Consider the following 16,160-nt stretch of genomic DNA (forward strand, 5'->3'; position numbering starts at 1 on the left):
TCAACGATCAATAGCAGTGGAAATGGCCGTGGCGGTAGTAGCCCCGGCAGCGGTGGCCACGGCGGTAACCGCGATCCGGGATGCCGAACACGCCCTTGACCGCGCCCATGGCGCCGCCGACACCGGCGCCGACGGCACCGCCGACCACGCCGCCCACCGGACCGGCGACCCGGTTGCCCTCATAGGCGCCCTCATGGGCGCCGCGGACGATGCCCTGGGCATGGCCGGCATGCGGGGCTGCGACCAGCGTCAAAGCGAGGGCTGCGGCCGCAAGCAGGAGCCGCGCGGAGAGGCCGGCTGGGACGACGGCCGCGGTCTTCACCTTGGTGTTGTTCATCTGGATTCCTTGATGCGCGGCGCGAGCGCGCCGCCGGGCGGGATTGTTAAACGTCCATGCGGCCAAATGGTTGCGTGTCGCAGGACCAATCGCGGCCGTCGTCGCGGCCCGCTCGCGAAAAAGTCAGCCGGCCGTGACAGGCAGGTCCGGCTTCGGCCTTGTTTGCGCCGCGCGCGGGATTAACCATGGCAAGTGATCACGGCCTTGGCCCGCCACTGGAACCAAGTTCGGATTCCGTGCATATTGATTGCTGGGGACGGAGAGCCGCGGCTTCGCGAGCAGGCCTGGAGGCCAAAGGTAAAATGCGTTCGTTCCTCATTGCGTTCACGTCCGTGATGCTCTTCACCGCGGGCGCCGCGCAGGCCAAGGTCGAGATCACCGTCGACAAGGACAACCAGCAGATGACCGTCGCCGTCGACGGCGTCGCGCGCTATCACTGGCCGGTGTCGACCGGCGTCCCCTCGCGCGAGACGCCGAACGGCGCGTTTCGCGCCTTCCGCATGGAAGAGGATCACTACTCCAAGGAATTCGACGACGCGCCGATGCCGCACGCGATCTTCTTCACCAAGGTCGGGCACGCCATCCATGGCACGGACTCGGTCGGCCGGCTCGGCTCGCCCGCCTCCCATGGCTGCGTACGGCTGTCGCGCCAGAATGCCACGACGCTCTATGCGCTGGTTCAGAAGGAAGGCGTGCTCAACACCACCGTGACGCTGACCGGCTCGTCGCAGGTCGCGCTGGCGCGCAATCCGCGTGGGCGCAACGGCACCGCCGTCGCCCGCCGCGCGCCGCAGCAATATGACGAGCAGTACGGCACCGCCGCCGCCGGCGATCCGGTCGTGCTGACGCCGCAGCCGCGAGACTATCCGGCGCAGGCCCGCACCGACGACGGCTACATCTATCCGGCCGACGGCAGTTCGACCGATCGCCGCTATCCGGCACCGCCGTCAAGCCGCCGCGTCTATGACGCGCAGGCCTATGGCCAGCAGCCGCAATATTACGGCAATCAGGGCTACGCGCCGGCGCCGCAGGGCTACTACCAGCCGCGCCCCGCCTATCAGCCGCGCGGCTTTTACGGCAACACCTATCAGGACTAGAGCGTTTTCGAGCGAAGTGGGCGCCGGTTCGCGTCAAGAAAACGCGTCAAAAGAAATCTGCCGCGCGCTCCTCGTCCGCTGACGGCGCCGCAGGCAGCGCGCCGTCAGTTCACGCTCCCCTCACCCGCTTGTGACCGTCGCAAAGGGCGCCCGTCATCGTGCGCCGTGGCCCGTCGTCGCGTCGTCATCTGATTGTAAAACTAGCCCGATATTCGGCGGCACAAGCGCCCGCTTGGCCCCTGGAGGCCGATTCACGCGGCATGCCCGATGAAATCAGGGCGAGAAGCGCGGGTCACGTAGGTTAGATCAGGGGTCGACATGAAACGGGGCATCGTTGTCCTTTGCCTGTGCATCGTGGCGATGGCCGCTTATTTCACGACGGACAGATGGGCCATCCGTCACACGACGCTGACGTTCCACGACGTTCTGCGCGACGACCGCAACGTCACGGTCGAGGTCGCGGTGCGCCGCGACCGGCAAATGCAGGCGATGGCCGAGATGATCGAGCTGCCGGTCGCGATCCTGAGCCACGGCAACACCGTCAAGAACACCGAGTACTCGTTCCTCACCAATTTGTTCGCGTCGCGCGGCTACCTCGTGATCAGCATTCAGCATGATCTCGACACCGACGCGCCGATGGTCACCAAGGTCGGCGAGGAATATGTCGGCCGCCGCATGCAGTACAATCGCGGCGTCTTCAACATCATGTATGCGATCGACGAGCTCAAGAAGGTCTATCCGAACGCAAACTATCGCCAGCTGACGTTGATCGGCCATTCCAACGGCGGCGACATCTCGATGTTCTTCGCCAAGCAGCATCCCGACCTGGTGAAGAAGGTCGTCACGCTGGACAATCTGCGCGTCCCCTTCATCACCGACGGCAGGATCAAGATCCTCTCGTTCCGCTCCAGGGATCCGGTGTTCAAGGCCGATCCGGGCGTGGTGCCCGACGACGAGACCTGCGCGAGACTCGGCATCAAGGTGGTCAGAACCGAATTCCAGCACAACGATCTCAGCGACCGCGGCCCGGACAGCGCGAAGTCGCCGATCCAGGCCGGCGTGGAGCAATTCCTCGACGAGGATGCCGGCGGGAACACGCCGACGATGCCGCTGCTCGCCGCCTCGACGCCCGCCTCCGCGGGTACAGCGCCGCCAGAGAACAAATAGCCGCGTCGCGCTGAAGGCGAGCTCGCGCTCTCCGGTGCTGCCGGACAGCTCTCCGTTCCGATTGAATTGGAACGGAGCTCTAGCTTCTTGCTTTGACCCTAAGCGCGCGCGTGGCGATAGCCGGCGGCAACGAGCCAGATTGCGGAAAGCAGGAAATAGAACGCGCCGAAGCCCGCATAGGGAGCGACGTCGAGAATGGTCGGCGCAACGGTGCCGATGGATTGGCTGATCATGTAGCCGCCGGCGAGTGCCGACTGCGCGCCGCTCAGGATCATCGCCCATTGCGCGCCATAATGACGCCAGCGCCTGACGCCGGTGTACAATTGCAGCACGCCCGCGAGGATCGCCCAAACCCCGAACACGGCCAGGACGGCATTGCTGCTGTGGCTGAGCGCCACGATGACGCCGAGCGTCGTGGTCGCGCTGACCGCGACATTCAGGGCCTGGGATGGGTTGGCCTTCAAGCCGCCATTGACCCGGGCATCAGCCAGATTGGCGATGCCGTCCCACGCCGGGTAGATCACGAACAGAAGCGCGGCAGGGCCGGCTTGTCGGCTGAACAGAACGGCGGCGGCGACCCAGGCGATCGAGAAGATGGCGCGCCCGAGATAATAGGATCGCAGCCAGGTGGATTGGGTCGAAAGGTGGCTTTGCATTGACAGGCTCCTTGTTTGGCTTCCTACTAGTAGGTAGATGAAAATTCCGAGTTCAATCTGGCGCTCGAACGCCCTGTGAGGAGAGGAAAGCCTTGATTTGTCTTGTTAATTTACCTACTGGAAGGTAGGCATGACGTGAACGTGATGATTTCGACTTCTGAAAAAATTCTCGACGTCGCGCAGCCGCTCATCGTCGCGGGGGGCTATAACGGCTTCAGCTATGCCGACATCTCCGATGCCATCGGCATCCGGAAGGCGAGCATCCACCATCACTTCCCGACCAAGGCCGAGCTGGTCTCGGCGCTGGTGGATCGCTACCGGCAGCAGACCGAGCGGGGCCTGAAGTCGCTTCAGGAGCAATTCGCGAGCCCGACCGACCAACTGCAGGCTTACGTGAACTTCTGGCAGGCGTGCATCGGCGATGCCTCGCTGCCGTTCTGCGTCTGCGCGATGCTTGCCGGCGAGATGCCGATGTTGCCGGACGAGGTCGCATCTCGCGTCCGCGCCCATTTCCATCATCTTGCGGGATGGCTCAGCTCGGTGCTGCAGGCCGGCGCGGAACAGCATCTGTTCCGGCTGGACCAGCGGCCGCACGAGGAGGCCCAGATGCTGATGGCATCGGTTCATGGGGCGATGCTCTCGGCGAGGGCTTTCGCCGATCCCGGAGTGTTTGCCGCAATCGTCAAGCCCCAGCTCGCCAGACTGCTGGTAGCGGAGCGCTAGAGAGTTATCGGGCGACAGATCGCTTTACTGCTCGCCGTCGCGCAGTCGGCGGTACACCGCTCCCAGCACGTTCGAATAGTCGTCGGTCCAGACCCGCTGCTTCTCGTCGGCTTCGGTCTCGGTCCAGACATCTGATGATGCGAGCTTGCCAACGTCTTCCTCCTCGCGCGCGGAGACCACGACCGAGGTCGAGAAGATGTACTCGTTGTCGCGGCCGGAATCCTCGCTGTAGACCCAGCTCTTCATGTCGTTGGCGTCTGCGATGCCGACCACGACGCTGGCAAGATCCAGATGCCGGTTGGAGACGTGCATCACGACCGCGCCATGGGGCGCGAGCTTGTCTTTGTAGATCTTCATCGCCTCTTCGGTGGCGAGATGAATCGGGATCGCATCGGACGAATAGGCATCGACGATGATGAGATCGTAAGCGCCATCGGGCTCCTTCGCGAAGGTCAGCCGCGCGTCGCCGATGACGGGCTTGAGGTTCGGCTCGCAGTTCTGGATGTAGGTGAAGTATTTCGGATCGCGCGCGGTATCGACCATCGACTGGTCGATCTCGAAGAAGCGCCAGTCCTCGCCGGGGGCCGACGCGCAGGTCAGCGTCCCCGAACCGAGCCCGATCACCGCCACCTTCAGCGGCGCGCCCTTGCGCTCGCGGATGGCGCTGACGGCCTGACCGATGCCGCCGTCCATGTGGTAGTAGGTGATCGGCTCCGGCCGGCCGATGACCGGCGTGCCGTCATCGTTCTTGAACTTCTCGGCGCCATGGATCGTGGTGCCGTGCATCAGCACGTGATACTGCCCGTTCGCCGTCACCACGATCTTGTGCACACCGAAGAAGCTGCGCACCGTCGTGACGCGGCCCTCGTCCGCGGGATAGACACGGATCAACGCCAGCGCGAGCGCGACGGTGGCAAAGATCTTCCGGCGATTGGCGTTCAGCGCGAGCGCCAGCAGCGCCGAGAGCACGCCGACCGCACCGATCACCCAGACCCGGTGCACGTCGAACCAGTTGAAGATGTCGCCCCCCGAATGGCTTGGCGCGATCAGCGCCACCGCCAGCACCGCGAGGAACGGCCAGTACCAGGCGCTCCAGCGCGGCAGCCGCTCCGCGCCGCCGGGCGGACGGCACAGCGCGGCAAGCGCGATCAGGATCGGATATTCGGCGATCCACGAGAAGGTGAATGGAGCAACGAGCCCTGCGAACAGGCCGCCGACCATGCCGCCGAACGACAGTGCGACGTAGAAGCCGGTGAGATATTTGGCGGCCGGCCGCGTCCGCGCCAGTTCGCCGTGGCAAGCCATGGCAATGACGAAGAAGCACAATTGATGGCCGCCGAGCGTCAGCAGCAGATTCTGCTCGCCGCCGACCGCAAGCAGGATCACGACGCCGGCAATCGCCAGCGGCTGCGCCCGCAGCATCCATTTGTGCGGCAGCAGCGGACGCGACTGGAACACGAGGACCCAGGTCAGCAGGTACAGCGATAGCGGCAGCACCCACAGAAGCGGCGCCGCCGCGACGTCGGTGGAGATGTGTGCGGTCACCGCGATGAGCAGGCCGGACGGCACCGCGGCCAGGAAGATCCAGCGCAGCCGCAGCGGCCAGGACGGCGCCGGCGCATTGGCGTCATCGACCTGCATGTCGATTGCGGCGGCATTGGCCGGCGACCGCAACAGCAGCACGCCGCAACTCGCGATCAGAATGATCAGCAGACCATAACCACCGGTCCAGATCAGGTTCTGGGTGCGCAACGTGAACATCGGCTCCAGCAGGAACGGATAGGACAACAGTGCGAGGAAGCTGCCGATGTTGGAGGAGGCATAGAGGAAATAGGGATCATGCCCGGCGGGATGGCCGGTGCGGACGAACCAGGCCTGCAGCAGCGGATTGTTGGCGGCGAGCGCGAAGAACGGCAGCCCGATCGAGACCGCGAACAGGCCGAGCAGCCAGAACGCATAGCCCGACGTCGGCGGCTCGCCCCAGCCGCTCCTGATCGCCAGCGGCAAGGTCAGCAACGCGACGACGAGCAGCACCAGATGCACCGCGACCGGCGCAATACGGCCGTTCAGCTTCATCAACAGATGCGCATAGGCGTAGCCCGCGAGCAGCAGCGACTGGAAGAACACCATGGCCACCGACCACACCGCCGGCGAGCCGCCGAGCCGCGGCAGCACCATCTTCGTGAACAGCGGCTGCACCGAGAACAGAAGCAGCGCGCTGACGAAGATCGCAGCCGTGTAGACCGCCAGCAGCAGCCGGTTTCGCGAGGCGGTCGGCTCAGACGTCATGAAAGCTCCGGCATGGACCCGGCGGGCGCCGGAGGCGGACAGTCCGGTGGCACCCCACCGGAGGATTTCAGTTGAGCATACGGCACTATCACGGACAAGAAACGGCGGTCACGCGGACTTGACGACGCGGCGCTGCGGCGCCACAGCACATGCTCTAATCACTGCTTCTTGAAGCGGACATGAGCGAAACCGACGTCGTCATCATCGGCGCTGGCCACAACGGCCTCACCTGCGCGGCCTATCTCGCGATGGCGGGCCTGCGGGTGCGCGTGGTCGAGCGCCGCAAGGTGGTCGGCGGGGCCGCAGTCACGGAGGAGTTTCATCCGGGATACCGCAATTCGGTCGCAGCCTACACCGTGAGCCTGCTCAATCCGCAGATCATGTCTGACCTGAAACTTGCCGATCACGGCCTCAGGATCGTCGAGCGGCGCGCGCAGAACTTCCTCCCCTCGCCCGACGGCAGCTATCTTTTGACCGGCGAAGGCCGAACCCGGGAGTCGGTCGAAAAGCTCAGCCGCAAGGACGCCGCCACAATCGACGCGTTCTCAGGGGAACTCGAAGCCATCGCCGACGTGCTGCGGCAATTCGTGCTGCGCGCACCGCCGAACCTCGTCGAGGGCTTTGGCATCAGCGCGATCAGCGAGGCCTTCAACGCGCTCGGCACCGCCAACATCCTGCGCCGGCTGTCGCTGGAACAGCAGCGCAATCTGCTCGACCTGTTCACGCGATCGGCCGGCGAGATGCTCGACGAGCGCTTCGAGAACGACCTGGTCAAGGCGCTGTTCGGTTTCGACGCCATCGTCGGCAACTATGCCAGCCCCTATGCCGCCGGCTCGGCCTATGTGATGCTGCATCACGCCTTCGGCGAGGTGAACGGCAAGAAAGGCGTCTGGGGCCACGCCATCGGCGGCATGGGCGCGATCACGCAGGCGATGGCGCGCGCGGCCCGCGACCACGGCGTCGTCATCGAAACCGATGCCGGCGTCCGTGAGGTGATCGTCGAGAAGCAGCGCGCCGTCGGCGTCATCCTCGACAATGACAAGACCGTGCGCGCCAAATACGTCGTCTCGAACGTCAATCCGAAGCTGCTGTACACACGCCTGGTGCCGGAAGGCGCATTGGCGCCCGAGTTTCGCGCGCGCATCTCCCGATGGCAGAACGGGTCCGGCACGTTCAGGATGAATGTGGCGCTAAATGCCCTGCCCTCGTTCACCGCGCTGCCCGGCCTAGGGGATCACCTCACGGCGGGGATCATCCTGGGCCCGAGCCTCGACTACATGGACCGCGCCTGGCTCGATGCGCGGGCGGCTGGAGCCGTTCGCCCGTCGTCGAGATGCTGATCCCCTCGACGCTCGACGACACGCTGGCGCCCGCCGGCAAGCATGTCGCGAGCCTGTTCTGCCAGCATGTCGCCCCGGAGCTTCCCGATGGAACGTCGTGGGACGAGCATCGCGAAGAGGTCGCCGATCTCATGATCGCGACGGTGGACAAATACGCGCCCGGCTTTGCGGCGAGCGTGCTCGGCCGTCAGATCCTGTCCCCGCTCGATCTCGAACGGCAGTTCGGACTGTTGGGAGGCGACATCTTCCACGGCGCGCTGACGCTGAACCAGCTGTTCTCGGCGCGGCCGATGCTGGGACATGCCGATTATCGCGGACCGCTAAAGGGCCTGTACCATTGCGGCTCCGGCGCCCATCCCGGCGGCGGCGTCACCGGCGCCCCCGGCCACAACGCGGCGCGGGCCATCCTGGCCGACCATCGCGCGCTGTTCTCGTAGACGACGCACCGCGCGCCGCGGGACAAGCTGTGGACAGGCGTGTTGAGAAGCTGTGGGCCTGCGGCGGACAGCGGCCTTGTCTTAAGACGGGATAACCGGTGGACGCCACTGTGGACCGGCTGTGCGACAGACGCTGACAATCCCGGGAGAACGCTGTTGACGTCTTGTCGACAAGCTGCGTGTGGCTCTGTGGACAACCGGTCAAAAAGAAAACACCGGGCGACATGTCGCCCGGTGCTTCCCTGAGAACGCCGTTCGAGAGATTACTTCAGCGAGCCGCTGATCGAGTTGAAGGTCCCGCTCAGTGCCGTGCCGACGCCATTCACCGCAGCGATGATGGCGATGGCGATGCCGGTCGCGATCAGTCCGTATTCGATGGCGGTCGCGCCGGATTTATTCCGCAAAAACTTAACGATAAAAGCCTTCATTGCAGCCCTGCCCTTGGTTGTGATGCCTTGGAACGAAGGGTGTTCCCAGTTCCGCCACCGTAATAGTACTGCAACATCTAAGGTTGTCTGAACCGGGAACCTCTCAATTCTCGCGATATTCGATTGAATCCGGCTTGAAATTTTAACAAAAACCGCGCTACCCGCCTCCGATGACCCCGTCCACACACCGCGCCAGCGTCACCCTTCCAGACGAATCGACCGCAAAGCGCGTGGTAGACGCGCTTTCCGAGGTGTTTTTCGAGGATCAGGCGGCGTTTGCGGCCTTCGAGCGGCCGGATGGCCGCTGGGACGTCACCGTCCATTTTGCCGAGCCGCCGGACCAAAATTTACTGCGCGAGCTGATTGACCAGGTGGTGCGGCAGGATGTCTCATCTACTTTAGTTTTTGATACCGTGGAGGCCAAGGATTGGGTCAAGGCCAGCTTGGAGGACCTTGTCCCGGTCGCGGCCGGCCGCTTTATCGTCCACGGCCAGCATGACCGGCACCGGATACCCCCCAACAAGCTCGCCATCGAGATCGAGGCGGCGCTCGCCTTCGGCACCGGTCACCACGGCACGACGCGCGGCTGCCTGCTGCTGCTCGACCACGTGCTGAAGGCGTACCAGCCCCGCCGCGTGCTCGACCTCGGCACGGGGACCGGCGTGCTGGCGATCGCAGCGGCGAAGGCGCTGCACGACAAGGTGCTGGCCAGCGACATCGACCCGCCGTCGGTCAGGGTCGCCGAGGAGAATGCCCGGCTGAACGGCGCAGGCGATCTGGTGGACGTGATCCGCGCCACCGGTTTTGCGGCGCCGCGCTTTGCCGAAGACGGTCCGTTCGACCTGGTGCTCGCCAACATCCTCGCCAATCCGCTGCGGCAGCTGGCCGGCCCGATGGCGCGCCACCTTGCCTCGTCGGCGCAGGTCATTCTCTCGGGCCTGCTGACGCACCAGGCGCCGGCGGTCATCGCAGCCTACCGTGCCCGCGGGCTGGTGCCGCTGCGGCATCTGAAGATCGAGGGCTGGAGCAGCCTGCTGCTGCGTTTCGTGAAGTGACCGCGACCGGCAGACAGTGCGGCGACTGCACGCTCTGCTGCAAGGTGATGGCGATCGAGGAACTGGCAAAGCCCGCCAATACGTGGTGCCCGCATTGCAAGCCGGGGCGCGGCTGCCGGACCTATCCGGGCCGGCCGGCGGAATGCCGCTCGTTCAGCTGCGTCTGGCTGACGAACGAACTGCTGGAGGAGCACTGGAAGCCTTCAAGGTCGAAGCTCGTCCTGACCACGTCGGAAGATGGTCTTGAGGTCAGATGCGATCCGGGCTTCCCCGACGCTTGGCGCAAAGAGCCGTTTCGCAGCGAGCTCAGGGAATGGGCGATCTCCGGCGAGACGCTCGACATGACCGTCGTCGTGATCGCCGGCCAACGCATGACGCTGGTGACGCCCGAGCGCGAATTCGATCTCGGCATCGTCGGTCCCGATGAGCGGATCGTGCGCGAGCTCGAGAACGGCAAGCTCGTCAATGTGACCGTGGCGAAGGCGTCCGATCTGGAACGGTAGCCGCGATCCGCGGGTTGTTTATTCGGGCGCTGGCGAATCGCTACGGTTAGTCTCGACCTTGTCCTGACCGGCCGCGCGCTTGGCGCGCGCCTCGACAAGGCGGTCCAGCATCTGGACGATGACGCCGCGCTGCTTCTGTTCGACCGGCGCGATCGGGCCGCGGCGGACCGGCGGCGAGATCTTCTCAAACGTGAATGCAGGCATCGTGCATCTCCTCACCGTTGAGTTGAGACACTCCTGGACACTCCCCGTACGCTTGACCGTTGACGTGCAGTGGACATCGTCCGGCCAATTCCACTATGCCATATTCAAGCATAAGTTATGCCAAAAATATGGTCATGCTTGACCGCGCTCGCGCGAAGGTCAGGCCCCATCCGAAGAGAGTGCGACGGCGATGTTCGAAGCCCATTTCCAGACGTTCGAAGAGCCCGAAGGCGGCGTGGCGCTGACTGCCCGCTTGAGCGCGCTGCGCGAGGAGCTGGCGCGGCGCAAGCTGACCGGATTCGTGGTTCCGCGCGCCGATGAGCAGCAGAATGAATACGTCGCGGCCTCCGAGGAGCGGCTCGCCTGGCTGACCGGCTTCACCGGATCGGCCGGGCTCGCGATCGTGCTGAGCAAGGAGGCCGCCCTGTTCGTCGACGGCCGCTACACGCTGCAGGCCGGCAAGCAGGTCGACCGCAAGGCCTGGCAGGTCGAGCCGCTGGTCGATCCGCCGCCGGAGCACTGGCTGACCCGGCATCTGGCGGCCGGCGACCGCCTAGGATTTGACCCCTGGCTGCACACTTCTGCGGCAGCCGAACGGCTGGCAGCGGCCTGCACCAAGGCCGGCGCGGAACTGGTCGCCGTCGACAGCAATCCGGTCGATGCGATCTGGCACGAGCGGCCGGCACCGCCGCTCGGCCCGGTTACGATCCACGGCGCGCAGTTTTCCGGGGAGATCGAAGCCGAGAAGCTGAAGCGCATCCGGCTCGAGATCAACAAGCTCGGCGTCGACGCGCTGGTGCTGTCCGACAGCCACGCGGTGGCCTGGACCTTCAACATCCGCGGCGCCGACGTCGCGCACACCCCGCTGCCGCTGTCCTACGCGCTGGTGCCGAAGGAGGGACGGCCGACCATCTTCATCGACCACCGCAAGCTCTCCAACCTGACGCGCGACCATCTCGAGCAGTCCGCCGATGTGCGCGAGCAGCCCGCGGCGCTGGCGGCAAAACTCACCGAGCTCGCCAGGCGCGGCGCGGCGATCGCGCTCGACAATGCCACCGCGGCCGATGCGCTGAGCCGGCTGATCGCGGGCGCCGGCGGCAAGCCGGTGCGCGGCAACGATCCGGTGAGCCTGCTGAAAGCGGTCAAGAACATCACCGAGATCGAGGGCACGCGCACGGCGCATCAGCGCGACGCGGTCGCGCTCGTGCGTTTCCTCGCCTGGATCGACCGCGAGGCGCCCTCCGGCGGCCTCACCGAGATCGATGCGGTGGAGGCGCTGGAAACATTCCGCCGCGATACCGGCGCGCTCAAGGACGTGTCGTTTCCGACCATCTCCGGCACCGGCCCGAACGGCGCCATCGTGCATTACCGCGTCACCCGCAAGAGCAACCGGCGGATCGCGCCCGGCGATCTCTTGCTGATCGATTCCGGCGCGCAATATGAAGACGGCACCACCGACGTCACGCGCACCATGGCGGTCGGCGAGCCCACGGACGAGATGCGCGACCGCTTCACCCGCGTGCTGCGCGGCCATATCGCGATCGCGCGCGCGGTCTTCCCCGACGGCACCACGGGCGCGCAGCTCGACACGCTGGCGCGGCAATATCTCTGGGCTGCCGGCCTCGATTTCGAGCACGGCACCGGCCACGGCGTCGGCAGCTATCTCTCGGTGCACGAAGGCCCGGCGCGAATCTCGAAGCTCGGCACCACGCCACTGAAGCGCGGCATGATCCTCTCCAACGAGCCCGGCTACTACAAGACCGACGGTTTCGGCATCCGCATCGAGAACCTCGAGCTGGTCGTCGCCGCCGACATCAAGGGCGCCGAGAAGCCGATGAACGCGTTCGAGACGCTGACGCTGGCGCCGATCGACCGCCGGCTGATCGATGTCGGCATGCTGAGTCCGGACGAACTGGCCTGGCTCAACAACTATCACGCCCGCGTCGCGCATGTGGTGCGTCCGCATCTCGACGACAGCGCGACCAAGCTGTGGCTGGACGAGGCGACGGCGGCGCTGAAATAGCGGCGCGCCCAGGCATCCGCACACTCGACGTCGTCCCCCCAACGCTCGGTGTCATCCCCCGCGCATGCGAAAGCGGGGGATCCAGTACGCCGCGGCCTATCAATTCAAACACGCCTGCTTCTGGAATACTGGGTCTCCCGCTTTCGCGGAGGACGACAGCGGAATCCGCAGCTGACGACAGTGTGTTTATTGCGCGAGACGAAACATCGTCACCGCGTCTCCCGAAATCGCATGGGCGTATGCCGAAACACCCGTATTCCGCGCGGACGGGCACGCTACAGTCTTTCCACAATGCTGGATCGGACCTGAATGCACGGCGTGATGGGCAAGCCGCCCGGCGCGGCCCAAGACAACATTAAAGACAACATCGCGACATCGAAGGTCATGCTGCTGATGCTCGTCGTGATGACGGGCGTCGCGCCGATCTCGCTCTACATGTTGGTTCCGGCGCTGCCGGTGCTGGCGACGAATTTCGGCAGCGACATCTCGATCGCTCAGATGACGGTCTCGCTCTACATGGTCGGCATCGCGCTGTCGCAGCTGATCATGGGACCGCTGTCGGACCGGTTCGGACGGCGCCCGGTGCTGCTCGCGGGCCTCGGCCTGATGGTCGTGGCCGGCGTCGGCTCGGTGTTCGCCGAGAACCTGCCGCAGCTGATCGCCGCGCGCTTCTTCCAGGCGCTGGGCGGCGCCGCCGGCATGGTGGTCAGCCGCGCCATCATCCGCGACATCTACGAGCGCGACCGTGTCGCCTCGATGATCAGCCTCGTCATCGCCGCGCTGATGATCGGGCAGATGGTGTCGCCGCTCACCGGCGGCCTGATCGAGACCGCGTTCGGCTGGCGCGCGATCTTCTATCTCATCACCGCGGCGTCGCTGACCGTCACGATCTTCATCGCACTGGCGCTGCCGGAAACCCGCCGCGACCGTGCCGACAGCTCCAGCTTTCGCGGCGACCTCGGCAAGCTGATGACGAGCCGCGCCTTCGTCGGCTATGTCATGTGCCAGGTGCTGGCCTCGCAGATCATCTTCACCTTCGCCGGCGGCGGCCCCTACATCGTGGTGACGCAGATGGGCCGCACCAGCGCCGAATACGGCGCCTGGTTCGCGACGACGGGCTTTGCCTATCTCGTCGGCAATCTGCTCTGCGTGCGCTTTGCGCCAAGGCACTCGCTGGAGAAACTGATCTGGCTCGGGATCGCCCTGCAGCTCTGCGGCAGCCTGTTGAATCTGCTCTGGAGTTTTACCGGAGTAAACCAGGCCCCGATCTGGCTGTTCGGCACGCAGATGATCGTGATGGCCGGCAATGCGTTCGTGATGGCGAATTCCGCCGCCGGCGCCATCAGCATTCGCCCGGAGGCCGCCGGCACCGCCTCGGGCGCCATGGGTTTCCTCCAGCAAGGCATCGGCGCGCTGATGTCGCAATTCGGCGCCTATCTCGGCGGCCATTCCGCAACGACTCTGCCGCTCACCGCGGCGATCTTCGCGATCTCGATCGCCTGCGCCTGCACCATGATCTTTGTCGTACCGCGGCGGCAGGTGGTGGTGAGCGAGGAGCTGATCGCGCAGGCCGAGGAGGATGAGCAGGGGATGATGTGAGGCGCGCGCCGCACCCTAGCTCGTCATCCCACGCGTATGCGGGGGATCCAGTACGCCGCGACCTATCGGCTCAACAATGACTGTCTCTGGAATACTGGGTCCCCCGCTTTCGCGGAGGACGACAGCCGAAAGTGCGGCGGCGTTGCACCCCTACTCCCCGATCAGCTTCAGCCACTCGTCCTCGGTCAGCACCTTGACCCCGTGCTTGTTGGCGTCCGCGAGCTTCGAGCCCGCGCCGGGGCCGGCGACGACGAGATCGGTCTTCTTCGACACCGAGCCCGACACCTTTGCCCCCAGACGCTCCGCAGTGGCCTTGGCTTCATCCCGCGTCATCTTCTCCAGCGAGCCCGTGAATACCACGGTCTTGCCGGCGACGGCCGAATTGCTCTTCGGCTTCTCGGCGTCGACGATCTCGACCTCCTTGGTCAGCCGCTCGACGATGCCGCGGTTGTGGCTCTCGCCGAAATAGTCGGCGATGCTCTTGATCACGGTGTCGCCGATCTGGTCGAGCGCGTCCATCTCCGCGATCGCCTCCTCGTCGCCCTTGGCGACCTTGAGGCAGGCATCGTGGAAGGCGTCCCACGAGCCGTAGCCGCGGGCCAGGGCCAGCGCCGTGGTCTCGCCGACATGGCGCATGCCGAGCGCATAAATGAAGCGCTCCAGCGCAATTCTGCGCCGGCTCTCGATGGCGCCGAACAGATTGCGGACCGAGGTCGTGCCATAGCCCTCGATCTCCTCGAGCTTGAGTTTCGCGTTGCGCTTCTCCAGCGTGAAGATGTCGGCGGGCTCCTTCACCCACCCTTCATCGAAGAAATACTGAAGCTGCTTCTCGCCGAGGCCATCGATGTCGAAGGCACGCCGCGAGACGAACAGCTTCAGATGCTCGATCTTCTGATAGGGACAGGCGAACTCGCCGGTGCAGCGGGCGCGCGAGCCCTCCTCGCCCGTCGCCGTCTCCTCGCGCACGACGTCGGTGTGGAGCGGACACGGGCACTTCTTCGGGAAGTGGAATTCCCTGGCGGATTTCGGCCGCTTGTCGAGGACGACGTCGACCACCTGCGGGATGACGTCGCCGGCGCGCTGGATCACGACGGTGTCGCCGATCCTGATGTCGCGGCCCTCGCGCAGCACCTCGCCCTTGTTGCCGATGCCCCTGATGTAGTCCTCGTTGTGCAGCGTGACGTTCTGCACGATGACGCCGCCGACGCCGACCGGCTCGAGCTTGCCGACCGGCGTGAACGACCCGGTACGGCCGACCTGAATCTCGATGTCGCGCAGCACCGTCATGGCGCGCTCGGCCGGGAATTTGTGCGCGATGCCCCAGCGTGGCGTGCGCGAGACGAAGCCGAGCCGCTCCTGCCAGTCGATGCGGTCGACCTTGTAGACGACACCATCGATGTCGTAGTCGAGCCGAGCGCGCTGCTCCTCGATCGCATGATGAAAGGCGAGCAATTCCTCGACGGAGTGACAGAGCCTGGTCAGTGGATTGGTCTTGAAGCCGCAGCGCTCGAACCAGGCAATCATGCCGCTCTGCGTGTCTTCCGGCATCGCGCTCATCTGCCCCCACGCGTAGGCGAAGAAGCCGAGCGGGCGCGAGGCGGTGATGGTCGGGTCCTTCTGCCGGAGCGAGCCCGCGGCCGAATTGCGCGGATTGGCGAAAATGGTGCCGCCTTCGGCCTTCTGCCGCTCGTTGAGAGCCAGGAAGGCCTTCTTGGTCATGTAGACCTCGCCACGCACCTCGCAGACGTCGGGGACGTCGCGGCCCTTCAGCTTCTGCGGCACGTCTTCGAGGGTGCGGATGTTGGCGGTGACGTCCTCACCGACCGCGCCGTCGCCGCGCGTCGCGGCGGTGACGAGCTCGCCGCCCTCGTAGCGTAGCGACATCGAGAGGCCATCGATCTTCGGCTCGGCGGAGAAATCGACCTTGTCGTCCGGCAGCTTGAGGAAGCGCGTGATGCGCCCGACGAAGTCGACCACGTCGGCTTCCGCGAACGCGTTGTCGAGCGACAGCATGGGAACGGCATGCCGGACTTTCCTGAAGCGGCCCGACGGCGCCGCGCCGACCTTCTGCGAGGGCGAGTCCGCGGTGACGAACTCGGGAAAGCGCTTCTCGATCGCGTTGAAGCGCTGGCGCAGCGCGTCGTATTCGGCATCTGTGACGCTCGGCGCATCGTCCTGATAGTAGCGCTTGTCGTGACCTTCGAGCTCGAGCGCGAGCCGGGTCAGCTCGACCCTGGCCTGGGCCTTGGTGAGCTTGTCGACGTCGACCAGCGCTTTCTTGGCTTTGGTGGCCATCGGCGAA

The 16,160-nt window shown here is 65.4% G+C and carries 13 protein-coding genes and 1 pseudogene; 8 read left to right on the forward strand and 6 right to left on the reverse strand.

Going from position 1 to position 16,160, the window contains the following annotated elements:
• Positions 1-7: 7 nt before the first annotated feature.
• A complete protein-coding gene (locus tag RX327_RS28530; protein WP_050385403.1) occupies positions 8-337 on the reverse strand; it encodes a hypothetical protein in 330 nt (109 codons plus the stop codon).
• Positions 338-639: 302 nt separating this feature from the next.
• Here RX327_RS28530 and RX327_RS28535 point away from each other — a divergent pair, with 302 nt between their 5' ends.
• Positions 640-1,434 (forward strand): L,D-transpeptidase, encoded by a 795-nt coding sequence (locus tag RX327_RS28535; RefSeq protein WP_317247789.1) that lies wholly within the window; start codon positions 640-642, stop codon positions 1,432-1,434.
• Between the two features lie 318 nt (positions 1,435-1,752).
• A complete protein-coding gene (locus RX327_RS28540) occupies positions 1,753-2,601 on the forward strand; it encodes an alpha/beta fold hydrolase (protein WP_317247790.1) in 849 nt (282 codons plus the stop codon).
• Between the two features lie 98 nt (positions 2,602-2,699).
• Here RX327_RS28540 and RX327_RS28545 read toward each other — a convergent pair whose 3' ends face one another.
• A complete protein-coding gene (locus RX327_RS28545) occupies positions 2,700-3,257 on the reverse strand; it encodes a DUF308 domain-containing protein (protein ID WP_028332525.1) in 558 nt (185 codons plus the stop codon).
• 135 nt (positions 3,258-3,392) lie between these two features.
• Between RX327_RS28545 and RX327_RS28550 the strand changes: the two genes are divergently transcribed.
• Positions 3,393-3,980 carry a TetR/AcrR family transcriptional regulator gene (locus RX327_RS28550; RefSeq protein WP_028332526.1) on the forward strand — a complete coding sequence of 196 codons (588 nt, stop codon included), beginning with the start codon at positions 3,393-3,395 and terminating at the stop codon, positions 3,978-3,980.
• Positions 3,981-4,004: 24 nt separating this feature from the next.
• Here the strand turns inward: RX327_RS28550 and RX327_RS28555 are convergent, their stop codons facing one another.
• Complete coding sequence (locus RX327_RS28555; protein ID WP_317247791.1) at positions 4,005-6,269, reverse strand: fused MFS/spermidine synthase; 2,265 nt, start codon at positions 6,267-6,269, stop codon at positions 4,005-4,007.
• A 179-nt stretch (positions 6,270-6,448) separates the two neighbouring features.
• Between RX327_RS28555 and RX327_RS28560 the strand changes: the two are divergent.
• A pseudogene (locus RX327_RS28560) lies at positions 6,449-8,046 on the forward strand (phytoene desaturase family protein).
• A gap of 263 nt (positions 8,047-8,309) precedes the next feature.
• Here the strand turns inward: RX327_RS28560 and RX327_RS28565 are convergent.
• A complete protein-coding gene (locus RX327_RS28565) occupies positions 8,310-8,474 on the reverse strand; it encodes a Flp family type IVb pilin (protein WP_317247792.1) in 165 nt (54 codons plus the stop codon).
• A 170-nt stretch (positions 8,475-8,644) separates the two neighbouring features.
• On the opposite strand from RX327_RS28565, the gene RX327_RS28570 reads away from it, so the two are divergent.
• Complete coding sequence (locus tag RX327_RS28570; protein ID WP_317247793.1) at positions 8,645-9,529, forward strand: 50S ribosomal protein L11 methyltransferase; 885 nt, start codon at positions 8,645-8,647, stop codon at positions 9,527-9,529.
• Positions 9,526-10,032 carry a hypothetical protein gene (locus tag RX327_RS28575; protein WP_050385400.1) on the forward strand — a complete coding sequence of 169 codons (507 nt, stop codon included), beginning with the start codon at positions 9,526-9,528 and terminating at the stop codon, positions 10,030-10,032. The genes RX327_RS28570 and RX327_RS28575 overlap by 4 nt, the downstream gene beginning before the upstream one ends.
• 18 nt (positions 10,033-10,050) lie before the next feature.
• Here the strand turns inward: RX327_RS28575 and RX327_RS28580 are convergent, their stop codons facing one another.
• A complete protein-coding gene (locus RX327_RS28580) occupies positions 10,051-10,236 on the reverse strand; it encodes a hypothetical protein (RefSeq protein WP_028332534.1) in 186 nt (61 codons plus the stop codon).
• A gap of 190 nt (positions 10,237-10,426) precedes the next feature.
• On the opposite strand from RX327_RS28580, the gene RX327_RS28585 reads away from it, so the two are divergent.
• A complete protein-coding gene (locus tag RX327_RS28585; protein ID WP_317247794.1) occupies positions 10,427-12,259 on the forward strand; it encodes an aminopeptidase P family protein in 1,833 nt (610 codons plus the stop codon).
• Between the two features lie 309 nt (positions 12,260-12,568).
• The gene (locus RX327_RS28590) at positions 12,569-13,858 is read left to right on the forward strand and encodes a multidrug effflux MFS transporter (protein ID WP_317247795.1); all 1,290 of its coding nucleotides are present in this window, start codon (positions 12,569-12,571) and stop codon (positions 13,856-13,858) included.
• 150 nt (positions 13,859-14,008) lie between these two features.
• Here the strand turns inward: RX327_RS28590 and ligA are convergent, their stop codons facing one another.
• On the reverse strand, positions 14,009-16,153 hold the full coding sequence (ligA, locus tag RX327_RS28595; protein ID WP_317247796.1) for an NAD-dependent DNA ligase LigA: 2,145 nt from the start codon (positions 16,151-16,153) through the stop codon (positions 14,009-14,011).
• Between the last annotated feature and the right edge of the window lie 7 nt (positions 16,154-16,160).

It is taken from the genome of Bradyrhizobium sp. BEA-2-5, assembly GCF_032918025.1.
GTDB lineage: Bacteria > Pseudomonadota > Alphaproteobacteria > Rhizobiales > Xanthobacteraceae > Bradyrhizobium > Bradyrhizobium pachyrhizi.

Coding starts and splice junctions, on each gene's coding strand:
- RX327_RS28530 (WP_050385403.1), bottom strand. CDS start 337: ATGAACAACACCAAGGTGAAGACCGCGGCCGTCGTCCCAGCCGGCCTC.
- RX327_RS28535 (WP_317247789.1), top strand. CDS start 640: ATGCGTTCGTTCCTCATTGCGTTCACGTCCGTGATGCTCTTCACCGCG.
- RX327_RS28540 (WP_317247790.1), top strand. CDS start 1,753: ATGAAACGGGGCATCGTTGTCCTTTGCCTGTGCATCGTGGCGATGGCC.
- RX327_RS28545 (WP_028332525.1), bottom strand. CDS start 3,257: ATGCAAAGCCACCTTTCGACCCAATCCACCTGGCTGCGATCCTATTAT.
- RX327_RS28555 (WP_317247791.1), bottom strand. CDS start 6,269: ATGACGTCTGAGCCGACCGCCTCGCGAAACCGGCTGCTGCTGGCGGTC.
- RX327_RS28565 (WP_317247792.1), bottom strand. CDS start 8,474: ATGAAGGCTTTTATCGTTAAGTTTTTGCGGAATAAATCCGGCGCGACC.
- RX327_RS28570 (WP_317247793.1), top strand. CDS start 8,645: ATGACCCCGTCCACACACCGCGCCAGCGTCACCCTTCCAGACGAATCG.
- RX327_RS28580 (WP_028332534.1), bottom strand. CDS start 10,236: ATGCCTGCATTCACGTTTGAGAAGATCTCGCCGCCGGTCCGCCGCGGC.
- RX327_RS28585 (WP_317247794.1), top strand. CDS start 10,427: ATGTTCGAAGCCCATTTCCAGACGTTCGAAGAGCCCGAAGGCGGCGTG.
- RX327_RS28590 (WP_317247795.1), top strand. CDS start 12,569: ATGCACGGCGTGATGGGCAAGCCGCCCGGCGCGGCCCAAGACAACATT.
- ligA (WP_317247796.1), bottom strand. CDS start 16,153: ATGGCCACCAAAGCCAAGAAAGCGCTGGTCGACGTCGACAAGCTCACC.